At 42.5% G+C, this 14,126-nt stretch carries 9 protein-coding genes and 5 tRNA genes; all 14 read right to left on the reverse strand.

What is annotated here, in order from left to right:
* Nucleotides 1-9: 9 nt before the first annotated feature.
* Nucleotides 10-8,682 carry a DNA-directed RNA polymerase subunit beta/beta' gene (locus tag KX581_RS04285; RefSeq protein WP_231175686.1) on the reverse strand — a complete coding sequence of 2,891 codons (8,673 nt, stop codon included), beginning with the start codon at nucleotides 8,680-8,682 and terminating at the stop codon, nucleotides 10-12.
* Between the two features lie 222 nt (nucleotides 8,683-8,904).
* Nucleotides 8,905-9,282 (reverse strand): 50S ribosomal protein L7/L12, encoded by a 378-nt coding sequence (rplL, locus tag KX581_RS04290; RefSeq protein WP_001018219.1) that lies wholly within the window; start codon nucleotides 9,280-9,282, stop codon nucleotides 8,905-8,907.
* A 45-nt stretch (nucleotides 9,283-9,327) separates the two neighbouring features.
* Nucleotides 9,328-9,822, reverse strand: coding sequence for a 50S ribosomal protein L10 (rplJ, locus tag KX581_RS04295; RefSeq protein WP_001171718.1), 495 nt, complete (start codon nucleotides 9,820-9,822; stop codon nucleotides 9,328-9,330).
* 110 nt (nucleotides 9,823-9,932) lie between these two features.
* Nucleotides 9,933-10,637 carry a 50S ribosomal protein L1 gene (rplA, locus tag KX581_RS04300; protein WP_079341477.1) on the reverse strand — a complete coding sequence of 235 codons (705 nt, stop codon included), beginning with the start codon at nucleotides 10,635-10,637 and terminating at the stop codon, nucleotides 9,933-9,935.
* A 44-nt stretch (nucleotides 10,638-10,681) separates the two neighbouring features.
* The gene (gene rplK, locus KX581_RS04305) at nucleotides 10,682-11,107 is read right to left on the reverse strand and encodes a 50S ribosomal protein L11 (RefSeq protein ID WP_001085997.1); all 426 of its coding nucleotides are present in this window, start codon (nucleotides 11,105-11,107) and stop codon (nucleotides 10,682-10,684) included.
* A gap of 17 nt (nucleotides 11,108-11,124) precedes the next feature.
* On the reverse strand, nucleotides 11,125-11,652 hold the full coding sequence (gene nusG / locus KX581_RS04310; RefSeq protein ID WP_001846772.1) for a transcription termination/antitermination protein NusG: 528 nt from the start codon (nucleotides 11,650-11,652) through the stop codon (nucleotides 11,125-11,127).
* Nucleotides 11,653-11,681: 29 nt separating this feature from the next.
* A complete protein-coding gene (gene secE / locus KX581_RS04315; protein WP_000362123.1) occupies nucleotides 11,682-11,861 on the reverse strand; it encodes a preprotein translocase subunit SecE in 180 nt (59 codons plus the stop codon).
* Between the two features lie 142 nt (nucleotides 11,862-12,003).
* Nucleotides 12,004-12,079 (reverse strand) — tRNA-Trp (locus KX581_RS04320).
* A 39-nt stretch (nucleotides 12,080-12,118) separates the two neighbouring features.
* Complete coding sequence (gene rpmG, locus KX581_RS04325) at nucleotides 12,119-12,277, reverse strand: 50S ribosomal protein L33 (protein ID WP_000865159.1); 159 nt, start codon at nucleotides 12,275-12,277, stop codon at nucleotides 12,119-12,121.
* A 33-nt stretch (nucleotides 12,278-12,310) separates the two neighbouring features.
* Complete coding sequence (gene tuf / locus KX581_RS04330) at nucleotides 12,311-13,510, reverse strand: elongation factor Tu (protein WP_001040574.1); 1,200 nt, start codon at nucleotides 13,508-13,510, stop codon at nucleotides 12,311-12,313.
* A 125-nt stretch (nucleotides 13,511-13,635) separates the two neighbouring features.
* Nucleotides 13,636-13,710, reverse strand: a tRNA-Thr gene (locus KX581_RS04335).
* Nucleotides 13,711-13,740: 30 nt separating this feature from the next.
* Nucleotides 13,741-13,817: transfer RNA gene (locus tag KX581_RS04340), tRNA-Gly, on the reverse strand.
* Nucleotides 13,818-13,832: 15 nt separating this feature from the next.
* Nucleotides 13,833-13,917: transfer RNA gene (locus tag KX581_RS04345), tRNA-Tyr, on the reverse strand.
* A 27-nt stretch (nucleotides 13,918-13,944) separates the two neighbouring features.
* Nucleotides 13,945-14,020: transfer RNA gene (locus tag KX581_RS04350), tRNA-Thr, on the reverse strand.
* Between the last annotated feature and the right edge of the window lie 106 nt (nucleotides 14,021-14,126).

Genomic DNA, 14,126 nt, shown 5'->3' on the forward strand with positions numbered 1-14,126 from the left:
TTTTTTATATCAAAATTTAGGGTCATCTTCAAGCACTCTCATCACGATTTTTTTATTTTTATACATGCCCGTTCCCACAGGGATCATCCTCCCCAACACCACATTCTCTTTCAAGTCTTCTAAAAAGTCTTTTTTCATAGCGATACTGGCTTCTGTTAAAACTTTAGTCGTTTCTTGGAAAGAGGCCGCTGAAATGATACTATCGCTCCCGATAGCCGCTCTAGTGATCCCTAAAAGCACCGGTTCAGCAATCGCTGGCTCGCCTTTTAAAGCGATCACACGAGCGTTTTCTTCTTTGAAGAGTTTTTTACTGACTAAATCCCCTTCAATAAACTTGCTATCCCCGCTGTCTAAAATGCGCACTTGCCTTAGCATTTGAGAGACAATGATTTCAATGTGCTTGTCCGCAATGCTCACCCCCTGCCTGCGATACACTTGCTGGACTTCGCTCACAATGTATTTATAAAGCTCTTTTTCGCCGCTGATCCTTAAAATATCATGGCTTGAAATTACTCCATCCGTCATCGCCTCTCCCGCATGCACAAATTCATCAGCATGCACTAGAATTTGCTTGCCTTTATCCACAAAATAATCCATAGAACGGCCATCTTTAGAAGTTACGATGATGTGTTCTTTATTGCGAATGGGTTTGCCAAAACTCACTATCCCATCAACTTCAGAAAGGATCGCCACATCTTTAGGCTTGGGTTTTCTCGCTTCAAACAATTCCGAAACCCTTGGGAGACCCCCGGTAATATCCCTAGATTTAACGGTCGCTTTAGGGATTTTCGCTAACACTTCAGCCTGCTCCACGCTAGAGCCATCGCTAATAGCGATAGAAGTTTTTGGCTCTAGGAAATAACGCGCTTCTTCGCCATTAGCCCCTTCTAAAAACAAGCTTGGTTTGTATCCGCTTGGAATGTAATCATTCACCACTAAGCTTGTGATACCGGTATTTTCGTCTTCTTTTTCAGCGACCGTAACCCCTGCGATAACATCCACAAAACTCACCTTACCTTTAAAGTCCGCAATGATAGGGGTGTTGTAAGGATCCCATGTGGCAATCGTTTTAAAAGTGTTAGTCGTGGGTTTAGAAATCACGCTATTAGCGCTCACTTCACTATTGTCATCAATCAAGATCTCAGAACCCCTAGCGATATAATGGCGAGCGGCTTCCCTACCATTATCATCAGCTATCACCGCAAACAAGCCTTTTTCACTCACAATATCGCCCTTTTTGATCCCATGGGTGCGCTCTAAATGGTTAGTCTCTAAAACATAGTATTTGATTATGCCTTTTTCTTTGGCATACGCATCTTGCACAATAGGGTCATTATCCTTGACTAGCAATTCGCTCGCGTAAGGGATGCGATTAGGCACATTCCAGCCCTCTTGGATAATATCAGCGATACTTCCCCCCTTATGCACCTTATGCCCACTAGCATAAGGCAAATACACTTTCCCCTCAATCTTACCGCCAACGCCGGCCAATTCGCTTGGCTTGACAATATCGCTTCTTCTTAAAACAAATTTAGCTTCTTGATCGCCATTTTTCACGCTCACAACGACTTCTTCATAGACCATTTCAATGCGTAATTCCCCATCAAAAGGCGCTTTAATCTTAGGCTCTACCACTAAAATAGAAGCGTTGCGGCGGTTAGCGATAATGTTTTTACCCTCTTTATTCGTGTAAGTCCTAAGGTTGTAGAAACGCACAAAACCTTCTTTGCTCGCTACAATTTCGCGCTCATCCTGACTCCTGCTCGCTGTCCCGCCCACATGGAAAGTCCTTAAAGTGAGCTGAGTTCCAGGCTCCCCGATAGATTGCGCGGCTACCACGCCCACCGCTTCACCCGGATAACTCATCTTGCCTTCGCCCAAATTCAGACCATAGCATTTCGCACACACGCCCTTTGGCGCTTTACAAGTTACTGGGGTGCGGATCGTAATGGATTTAATCCCGGCTTCAACCACCTTTTTAGCGCCCTCTTCATCAATCAAAGTGTCCGCATAAAGCAAGATTTCATTCGTAATGGGATCGATCACATCTTCTAATAAAACGCGCCCAAAAATACGCTCTTCTAAAGGTTCAATCAGCTCACTCCCCACCGCAATATCCGTGATTTCAATCCCTTCATGCGTGCCGCAATCATCAGACACCACCTTGACATTTTGCGAAACATCAATGAGTTTTCTTGTCAAATACCCCGCATTGGCTGTTTTTAGCGCCGTATCCGCTAAGCCCTTTCTAGCGCCATGCGTGGAGTTAAAGTATTCTAAGACATTCAACCCCTCTTTAAAGTTAGAAATAATGGGCGTTTCAATGATGCTGCCGTCCGGCTTTGTCATAAGACCTCTCATCGCTGAAAGCTGACGGATTTGCGCCGCGCTACCCCTTGCGCCGCTATCAGCCATCATATAAATAGAGTTAAAGCCCTCTTTATCTTTTGCGATAGCGGTCATCATTTCTTTACTCATTTTGTCATTGACTTCAGTCCAAGTGTCAATGATCTTATTGTAACGCTCTTGGTCAGTGAGCAACCCTTGATCGTATTGTTGCTGGATTTTTTTAACCTCTACTTTGGCTTTTTCCACCATTTTTTGCTTGTCTTTTGGCGTGATAATATCCTCCATAGAGATAGAAATACCAGCCTTAGTCGCATACCTAAAGCCAAGCGTTTTTAAATTATCCAAAAAGGTTGCGGTAATACCGATACCACCGACTTTATGCACATAATCCACAAGCACGCCAATATCTTTTTTCTTCATGGGTCTGTTCCACAAATCAGTAGGGATAAAATCAGGCAAAATGGACTTAATGATCATGCGCCCCGCGCTCGTAGCGATAATATTCCCTTGATCTAAAACCCTAATCTTTGCGTGGATGTCTAATTCTTTCGTATCAATAGCGGTGATGATTTCATTCACGCTAGAAAAAAGTTTATGCTCGCCCTTGACCCCGCTCTTTTCTAAAGAAAGATAATAAAGCCCTAAAACCATATCCTGGCTAGGAATGGCTACGGCTTTACCGCTAGCGGGCAGAAGGATATTCATAGAGCTTAGCATCAGCACCTTGCATTCAGCGATCGCTTCCTGGCTTAAAGGCACATGCACCGCCATTTGATCCCCGTCAAAATCGGCGTTGAACGCTGAACACACTAACGGGTGCAATTGGATCGCCTTGCCGTCAATCAGCTTTGGATGGAACGCTTGAATGGATTGCTTGTGCAAGGTAGGAGCGCGGTTGAGCAACACCGGATACCCTTCTGTGATTTCTTGCAAGCACTCCCACACTTCATTGCTTTTTTGTTCAATCATGCGTTTAGCTTGTTTGAGCGTGGTGGCATAACCTCTCTCTTCAAGCTTGGATAACAAATGCGGCTTGAAGAGTTCTAACGCCATGTTTTTGGGCAACCCGCATTCATCCATTTTAAGATTAGGCCCAACCACAATCACGCTTCTGCCTGAAAAATCCACGCGCTTACCTAAAAGGTTTTGCCTGAAACGCCCTTGCTTGCCTTTAATGATTTCGCTGAGCGATTTTAAAGGGCGTTTGTTAGCCCCTTTAACCGCATTGGTGCTGCGGCCGTTATCAAAAAGCACATCCACGGCTTCTTGCAACATCCTTTTTTCGTTGCGCACAATGATTTCTGGCGCCCCAAGCTCCATTAGGCGTTTCAAGCGTTGGTTACGATTGATGACACGACGATACAATTCATTCACATCGCTGACCGCAAACTTCCCGCCATCTAGCGCGACTAAAGGCCTTAAATCCGGTGGCAATACCGGTAAAACCGTGAGCATCATCCATTCAGGCCTGTTGCCGGAATTTAAAAAGCTTTCTACCACTTTCAAACGCTTAATGAGTTTTTTCTTTTTCGCATCCGAATTAGTGTCTTTCACTTCTTCTTTCAAACTCTGCAACAAGGTGATCAAATCAATTTCTTCTAACAAATCCTTGATCGCTTCGCCGCCCATTTGCGCTACAAAGCCCCTGTCTTCGTATCTTCGTGAGATATTTTGATACTGCTCTTCATTCAAAATATCGTATTTCATCACAAGCTTAGCGCCTTCATTGTCATAAGCGGCTTCGCCTGGTTCTTTAACGATATAAGCTTCATAATACAACACGCGCTCTAAGTCTTTCATCTTAACGCCTAAAAGCGTGCCGATACGGCTGGGCAAGGAATTGACATACCAAATATGCGCTACAGGAGTGGCCAATTCAATATGCCCCATTCTAAAACGCCTGACTTTGGAATGCGTGATCGCCACGCCGCATTTTTCGCATGTGCCAATGTCTTTGAAGCGAGGCTTTTTGTATTTACCGCACAAGCATTCATAATCTTTAGTGGGGCCAAAGATTTTCATGCAAAACAAGCCGTCTCGTTCAGGCTTTAGGGTGCGATAATTGATCGTTTCTGGCTTTTTAACTTCCCCATAACTCCAAGAATGGATCTTTTCAGGGCTAGCTAGTGTGAGTTGGAAAGAGCTAAAGTCTTTAGGCCTGTCATCTTCTTTAATGACAATGGGTTTAGGCGCTCCATCTTCATCCACATCGTCCCCAAAAATATTAATATCCAAAGCGAGCGATTGCAATTCTTTAGTCAAAACATAGAAAGTCTCAGGGATTTCACTCTCACCCACTTGCTCACCTTTAGCGATAGCCCTATAAGCGTTCTCTCTGCCTCTAATATCATCGGATTTAATGGTGAGCATTTCTTTTAGAGTGTGCGCTGCGCCATAAGCTTCTAGAGCCCACACTTCCATTTCCCCAAACCTTTGACCCCCAAAAAGCGCTTTACCCCCAACAGGCTGGTGCGTTACCAAGCTATAAGGGCCTGTGCTTCTGGCATGGACTTTTTCATCCACTAAATGGTGGAGTTTGATCATATACATATAGCCCACATTCACGTGCTCCCTCATTTTTTCGCCTGTGCGCCCATCATACAGATCCATTTTGCCATCCATAGCGATCTTGGCTAATTCAAATAGCTTATAAAATTTTTCTTGCGAGATGCCTTCAAACACAGGGATAGCCATCTTAACGCCCTTGCTCCAATCTTTAGCGTATTCCAAAAGCTCTTCATCAGAGCAATTCTCAAGAACATGGATTGTCAAGGGGTCTTTTTCATTAATGGCGTTAGCAATTTCTAGCATTTTAGCGCGCAATTCTTTGGCAAAATCTTTGGTTTTATCCTCTAACATGCGAGCGATTTGTTTCCCAAATTCTTTCCCCACTAAGCCTAAATGCATTTCTAAAATCTGCCCGATATTCATGCGGCTTGGCACGCCTAAAGGGTTTAAGACAATATCTACAGGTTCGCCATCAGCGGTATAAGGCATATCCGCAACCGGCACGATATTAGACACAATCCCTTTATTCCCATGCCTTCCTGCCATTTTATCGCCCACTTTAAGCTTCCGTTTTGTAGCGATATAGAGCTTGACTTTTTTGATCACGCCATTAGGCAAAATATCATCTTTTTCTAAAATAGAGAGCTTTTCTTCATGCTCTTCACCCAAAACTTTCTTTTGCTCTAAGAAATTGTTTTTAGTGATTTCATAGTGGTTTTGCACTTCTTTAGAATACTTTTTGACCAAACTAGCCAAAGTGAAGCGGTTGATGGAAGCGATTTCTTCTTTAGGGATTTGATCGCCTTCTTTATAGTTCTTACCATTGTGGCTGAAAGGCTCTTCTAAAATCGCTTGAGAAAGGAGCGAGCTAACGCGCAACAATTCTTCTCTATTGAGCATGATCAAGCGGTCAAAATGCTCCATATCAAGCTTGGCTTTTTCTTCTTCATACGCGCTCAAACCCCGCGCGTCTTTCTCATAGCCTTTTTTAGTGAAGACTTTCACATCAATCACCGTGCCTTCCAAACTGGGGGGGCAATACAAACTCTTATTGACCACATGCCCGGCTTTATCCCCAAAAATAGCCCTTAAAAGCCGCTCTTCAGGCGTGCTTTTAATCTCGCCTTTAGGAGAAGTCTTGCCCACTAAAATCATGCCAGCGCTCACATAAGTGCCGACTTTAACGATCCCGCTTTCATCAAGATGAGCGAGCACTTCTTCTTTCACATCAGGAATATCAGCGGTAAATTCTTCCACGCCATGCTTAAGCTCCCTAGCGTCCACTTCTTTTTCATAAATGTGGGTGGAAGTGAAAACATCATCTTTAGTGATGCGCTCACTCACCACGATGGCGTCTTCAAAGTTATAGCCATTCCAAGGCATGAACGCCACGCGCACATTTTTCCCTAACGCTAACTCGCCCCTATCCATGCTAGGGCCATCAGCGATGATTTGCCCGGCTTCCACTTTATCGCCCACTTTAACGATAGGGACCTGATTGAAGCTGGTGTTTTGGTTGGTGCGCAAGTTTTTTTGCAAAGAATACGCATCAATATAGGCTTCTTCTTTGCCTTCGCCTAAAATGTAAATGTTTTTAGAATCAATTTTTTCTACAACGCCTGCACGATTGGCTTTGATCGCTCCCCAAGAATCCCTAGCGATAATTTTTTCAATCCCCGTGCCTACAATGGGAGCGTCGCTTCTTAATAAGGGCACCGCTTGGCGCTGCATGTTAGTCCCCATTAAGGCACGGTTGGCGTCATCATGCTCTAAGAAAGGAATGAGCGATGCGGCGACCCCTACTAGCATGCTAGAGCTTAAATCCATTAAGGTAACTTTGCTTTTTTCGTTTAAAACGATCTCGCCTTCCACGCGCGTTTCAATCAAATCGCCCAAAATATTACCCTCTTCATCAATAGGGGTACTTGCGGGAGCGATGATGTGGCTGTCTTCTTGAATAGCGGTCAAATAAATCGTCTCACCCACTACCTTGCCATCCACAACCTTTTTATAAGGGGCTTCAATAAAGCCTAAATCATTCACCCTCGTGAAAGTGGAAAGGGTGTTGATCAGGCCGATATTTTGACCTTCTGGGGTCTCAATGGGACAAATTCGGCCATAATGCGTGGGGTGCACATCCCTGGCTTCAAACCCTACCCTGTCTTTCACCAATCCCCCTTCACCGAGTGCTGAAAGGCGTCGTTTGTGCGTAACCTCACTCAAGGGGTTAGTTTGATCCATAAATTGCGAGAGCTGACCGCCCATGAAAAATTCCATGATGGTGCTGGTGATCATTTTAGAATTGACCAAGTCATGGGGCATGAGCGAATCAAAAGCCCCGCTCATGGTAGTGAGCTTGTCTTTAATGGTTTTTTGCATTTTCACTAAGCCTGAATGCAATTCATTAGCCAATAATTCCCCTACCGCTCTGATCCTACGATTGCCCAAGTGATCCCTATCATCAATCTTGCCCTGATTGTTTTTGATTTTCATGAGGTATTTAACGGTGGTGATAATATCTTCATGCGTTAAAGTCGTAATGTAATCAGGCACATGCAAGCCTAACTTGTGATTCATTTTCATACGCCCTACCATGGTCAAATCATAGCGTTCTGGATCAAAGAAAAGTTTTTTGACAAATTGCTTAGCCACTTCAGTCGTAACAGGATCGCCTGGTTTCATAATCTTATGGATACGAATCGCCGCTAGAGCGTTTTCATCATCAATTTTTTCAGTTTGCTTGAGCAATTTCAAAGACTCATAATCGGCCAAAAAAGAATGGATAATGGAAGCGTCATGCCCTAACGCTAGATCGTTGATGATCACAAATTCTTGCACGCCTAGATCGTGGATTTTTTCTAATTTGTTTTTATCTAGCTGAGTGAGCATGTCCAATAAGACTTCTTTCCCCACCATAACAGGCTCAGCTAAATGGCGATTGAGTAAAATATCCATAGGGTATTCCACCCATTCTAGATGGTTTTCTTTAAGCTCTTTAATCTTTCTTGAAGTGAGCTTTTTACCCGCTAAAAGAATGATCTTGCCTTGAGGATCTTTCAAGTCAAATTCCATTCTTTGATTGGCGTCTAATGAAGCAAACGGGATCAAATATTTATCGTTTTCATAACGCACTTTAACAAGCGGGTAGAACATTTTAATGATGTCTTGTTTTTGATAATCCATCGCCCTGAATAAAATGGTAACAGGCACTTTACGGCGTTTATTGATACGAGCATACAAAACATCTTTAGAATCGTATTCAAAATACAGCCACGAACCCCTATCAGGAATGATTTGCCCTGTGTAAATGAGCTTGTTTAAAGAAGTGCTGGACTCTTCTTCTTTGAAAATCACACCGGGGCTTCTGTGGAGCTGATTGACCACCACGCGCTCCACCCCATTAATAATAAACGAAGTGCGTTCTGTCATCAAAGGGATCTCACGAATGAAAATGCTTTGTTCTTTAATATCCTTAATGCCGTTCTTTTCGCCACTCTTGGTGTCTTTTTCCCACAAGATCAAACGCACTTTAATTTTGAGGGGGATAGAGTAGGTAATGCCCCTCTCCATCGCTTCTCTAACAGTGTATTTAGACTTGCCAAATTCGCAACCCGCGTATTCTAAAGTGATACGGTTATGCTCATCTTGGATAGGGAAAATGGATTTAAAAACCTTTTCAATCCCGCTCTCTTTACCCTCTTTGGAATACAAGAAAGAATCATAGCTGTCTCGTTGTAATAATAATAAATTAGGAACTTCTAAATCTGTCGGGGTTTTTGTAAAATCAGCTCTCAAGCGGTTTTTTAGGGGAATTTTTTTTGACATATTTCAAGCCTTTGATCAAAAATTTTGAGTTATTTAATGCATTAATTCAAGTAAGCATTGCAAAAGGATCTTTAAACTTTAGAACCATCCATGATAAAAATACCAAAACCCACCTGCAATACTAACCACTTTAGGCCACACGCTCACAAACAAAATCATGGAGCAAAATCATCTGCCACGCTAGAGCAGAGAAAGGCGCAAAGGCCTTTCTGTTTTTAAGTCTTACTTGACTTCAACCTTAGCACCCACTTCTTCAAGTTTCTTCTTGATGGTTTCAGCTTCTTCTTTATTCACGCCCTCTTTAAGCACATGAGGGGTTTTTTCGGTAGCGTCTTTAGCTTCTTTCAGGCCAAGTCCAGTGATTTCACGAACCACTTTAATCACCTTAATTTTTTCAGCACCGCTATCGGCTAAAATCACATTAAATTCGGTTTTTTCTTCACTCTCAGCCGCTGCACCGCCAGCTACAGCCGCACCCGCTACGACCGTTGGAGTCGCACTCACGCCAAATTTTTCCTCAAACATTTTAACCAATTCAGCAAGCTCTAAAACGCTCAATGAACCAATATACTCTAACACTTCTTCTTTTGAAATTGCCATAATCCAATCCTTCAAATTTTTTTTAATTAAAGCCATCATAGGCTCTTAGTTTTCTTCTTTCGCTTTACGCAAATTGTCTAAACCGGTCACAAAATAACGCGCCGGAGCCGTCCAAACAGAAAGCAACATTCCCATAAGCTCTTCTTTGCTTGGGAGTTTTGAAACCGCTTCCACATGAGCTACGCTAACGCTTTCTTTATCAAACAAGCCCGCTTTCAACACAAAGTGATCTTTATGCTCTTTTTGGAAATCAAACACGAGTTTAGAGAGAGCGATTTGATCACCGCCCCACAAAAACACATTGGTTTCTTTCAAATCCAAATCAGAATAGCCAGCCTCTTTCATGGCAATATGAGCGAGAGTGTTCTTAATCACTTGCACTTTAATGCCTTGATTGCGAGCCTTATTCCTTAAAGCTTCCAACTTTTTCACGCTAAGACCCTTATAATCGCAAATTAAAAGGGCTTTGGCATCTGCAAATTGCGATTTTAAGTTAGCGACTAGCTCTACTTTATGCTGCCTTTGATGTTGTTTTTGCATCTTTTCCTCCTTTCTAGACTAGACCTCTGCAAGATTATCTTTTTAAAAAAGAAATTTTAAGCTTTTTAGCTCTTACGATCTTCAGCCTAAGATTAAAAACTCCCCTAACGCTATTTAATATCCATCAATTCCTGCGCGTCCAAACTCACTGAAGGCGACATGGTGAGCGAGAGAGCGGCGTTTCTAATATACTTGCCTTTCGCGCTACTGGGTTTTAGGCGGTTGATCGTTTTAACCAACTCAAGCATGTTTTCTTTGATTTTTTCTTCGGGAAAACTCGCCTTGCCAATAGGGGCATGAACATTGCCCTTTTTATCCACCCTGAAATTCACTTGACCGCTTTTAGCGTTAGTAACCGCTTTAGCAATATCCATCGTAACGGTTCCGGTTTTAGGGTTTGGCATCAAACCCTTAGGACCTAAAATCCTACCCACTTTACCGACAACCGCCATCATATCAGGCGTTGCGATCACCATGTCAAAATCAATACGACCATTTTTGATTTCTTCAGCCAAATCGTCTCCGCCAACGACATCAGCCCCAGCGTTCTTGGCTTCATCTTGCTTAATGTCTTTTGCAAAAACAGCCACTCTTACTTTTTTCCCTGTTCCATGAGGAAGCACCACCGCACCGCGTACCATTTGATCCGCATGCCTTGGATCAACCCCTAGCCTTAACGCTACTTCCACGGTTTCATCAAATTTGGCTGAAGCGAGAGATTTAACCACCTCTACGCCTTGCTCTACGCCATATACTTTATCGTTTTGAATTTTAGAAAAAAGTTTTTCCAATCTTTTAAATACTTTTTTTGCCACGATTCTAATCCTTAAAAATTTCTTTCAATTCCAACAAAACCCAATCAATCCACAACTTCTACGCCCATGCTCCTAGCGCTGCCCATAACGATTTTTTTGGCCGCTTCCATGGTGCTTGTGTTTAAATCTTCCATTTTCAATTGCGCGATCTCTTCCACTTGCTTGTGGGTGAGCTTTGCAATTTTATTTTTGAGTGGGTTGTCAGAACCTTTTTCAACCCCAGAAGCTTTTTTGATCAAATCCGTTACCGGAGGCTTTTTAGTGATAAAGGTAAAACTCTTGTCTTGATAAACCGTGATAATCACCGGGATATTAAAACTCCCCATGTCTTTAGTTCTCTCATTAAAAGCCTTACAAAATTCCATGATATTAACCCCTCTTTGACCCAACGCTGGCCCTACGGGAGGTGAAGGGTTTGCCTTACCGGCAGGGATTTGAAGTTTGATTTCTCCGACTACTTTTTTAGCCATGTTTTCTCCTTAAAAAGTTATATAATTTTTTCCACTTGCGAATGCAAAATCTCTATTGGAGTGTTCCTACCAAAAATAGAAACATTGAGCTTGAGTTTGCGGTGCTCCACATCATACTCTTCCACCGTAGCGGTAAAGTTCGCAAAAGGGCCTTCCACCACGCGCACCACTTCGCCTTGCTCAAAAAAGATTTTGGGCTTGGGGGCCGCTCGGTTATTCATTTTTTCTAAAATATGCCCAATATCCGCTTCACTCAATGGGGTTGGCTTTTTATTTTCTCCAATAAAACGGCTCACTCTTGGCAAAGATTGTATCTTATGCCACAAAACCGTATCTAAATCCACCTTAATAAAAACATACCCAGGATAAAGGCTTCGTTCCGTTACTTTCGTCTTGCTTTTTTTAGAAACCTCTATAATATCTTCAGTAGGCACAATGATCTCTTGTATCCTATCTCTTATATTATGATCGTTCGCTAGATTCTCAATCGCTTTCTTAACGGACTGCTCGCTCCCTGAATAAGTTTGTATAGCATACCAATCCATCATTATTCTCCTTATTTAAAGCCACCAACCTATAGAACACTAGAGATAAAAGCCCCCAGAGAAAAATCCAACAAAGCTAAAAACAGCGTGATAGCACTCACCACCACCAAAACAGAAACAAGCGCATTGCGTATCTGCTCCTTAATAGGAAATATCACTTTAGAAAGCTCTTCTCTAGCTAATTTATATTGCATGAGCCATTTATCCATAGTTTCTTTTCGCCCTCACTTAAACTTAATACATTTATACATTAAAAGAATTTTCAATTTTATCCAAAATAGCTTAAACTAAAATTAAAAAATTCAAAAACAATCCAATTGAAACAAAAATTTGATAGAATAAATTAGTAGATGGCAGGTCAGGAGGGACTCGAACCCCCAACAACCGGTTTTGGAGACCGACGCTCTACCATTGGAGCTACTGACCTAACCTCCCCTCCTTTTAAATCACAACACAAAAGAAAGAGCTAGCTCTTCAATTTGATTTCTTTATGAAGAGTGTGCTTATTTTCCCTTGGGCAGAACTTCTTAAGCTCCAGTTTTTCAGTGTTAGTTTTAGCGTTCTTGGTTGTGCTGTAATTGATGTCTTCACAATCAGAACACTTCAACCCTATTTTAACTTTCATAATGACCCTTTATGGTAACTCTTTTTGCTAATATTATTCAATAATATTGCTCACAACACCAGCACCAACAGTCCTACCGCCTTCACGAATCGCAAATTTAGTTCCCAACTCTAACGCAACAGGGCTAATCAATTCTACAGTAATTTTCACATTATCGCCAGGCATAACCATTTCTACGCCTTCAGGAAGGGTGATAGAGCCAGTCACATCAGTTGTGCGCACATAGAATTGCGGGCGGTAATTGGTGAAGAATGGAGTGTGTCTCCCGCCTTCTTCTTTAGAAAGGACATAAATTTCTCCCTCAAATTTCTTGTGCGGAGTGATAGAACCTGGTTTGCATAGAACCATACCGCGTTCTACTTCTTCTTTTTTAGTTCCTCTTAAAAGCACGCCCACATTATCGCCGGCTTCACCTTTTTCCAACTCTTTCCTAAACATTTCTACACCGGTTACAGTCGTTTTTTGTGTAGGTCTGATACCAACGATTTCCACTTCATCGCCTACTTTCACCACACCTCTTTCAATCCTGCCTGTAACCACAGTCCCTCTACCCGCAATAGAGAACACATCTTCAACCGGCATCAAGAAAGTTTTTTCAGTGTCTCTTTCTGGAGTAGGGATATAGGCATCCACTTCAGCCATGAGCTTAAGCACTTTTTCGCCCCATTCACCCACATTGCCGGCCTTCGCTTCTTCTAAAGCCCTTAAAGCTGAACCCGCTATGATAGGAGTGTCATCGCCAGGGAATTCATACGCACTCAACAATTCGCGCACTTCCATTTCCACAAGCTCTAACAATTCTTGGTCATCTACCATGTCTTGTTTGTTTAAGAAAACAACAATGTGAGGCACGCCTACTTGACGAGACAATAAGATATGCTCTCTGGTTTGAGGCATAGGGCCATCAGCTGCAGAAACAACCAAAATCGCTCCGTCCATTTGCGCCGCACCGGTGATCATGTTTTTTACATAGTCAGCATGTCCTGGGCAATCCACATGCGCATAGTGTCTGTTTTCAGTCTCATATTCAATGTGAGAAGTAGCGATAGTGATCCCTCTTTCTTTTTCTTCAGGGGCGTTATCAATATTATCATAGTCTTTCATTTCTGCAAGACCTTTCAAAGAAAGCACCGCTGAAATCGCTGCACTCAAAGTCGTTTTACCATGGTCTACATGCCCAATGGTTCCAATATTAACATGCGGCTTAGTTCTGTTAAACTTTTCTTTTGCCATTTGATTTCTCCTTAATTTTTTGAAATGGATTTTAGAATTATACTAAACAAAATCCTAAGTATTCCTAAATGCTACCACAAAATTTAAGACATTTTTGTCTTATCGCCATTCAAGAGATTATAAACTGGAGCCTATAAGCGGAATTGAACCGCCGACCTCTTCCTTACCAAGGAAGTGCTCTGCCTCTGAGCTATATAGGCGTCTCAAAAACTAAAATGTTATCCTAAAAATGGAGCGGGAAACGGGACTCGAACCCGCGACCCTCAGCTTGGAAGGCTGATGCTCTAGCCAACTGAGCTATTCCCGCATCTATAAAACAAAATGGTGGTGAGACGTGGATTCGAACCACGGAAGACATAGTCAGCAGATTTACAGTCTGCCCTCGTTGGCCACTTGAGTATCTCACCAAAAACTTTGCAAAATAACATTTCAACTGGAGCTGGCTAAGGGACTTGAACCCCCGACCTGCTGCTTACAAGGCAGCTGCTCTACCAACTGAGCTAAGCCAGCAACTAAAATAATCAAAGACTTGGGATTATAGCAGTTTTATACTTGACTTGTCAAGAAATGATGACAGAAAGCTAAATTATTCGTATGGCACAGAGCATGGTTAAAA

The organism is Helicobacter pylori (assembly GCF_021062735.1).
Classification (GTDB): Bacteria; Campylobacterota; Campylobacteria; order Campylobacterales; family Helicobacteraceae; genus Helicobacter; species Helicobacter pylori_DN.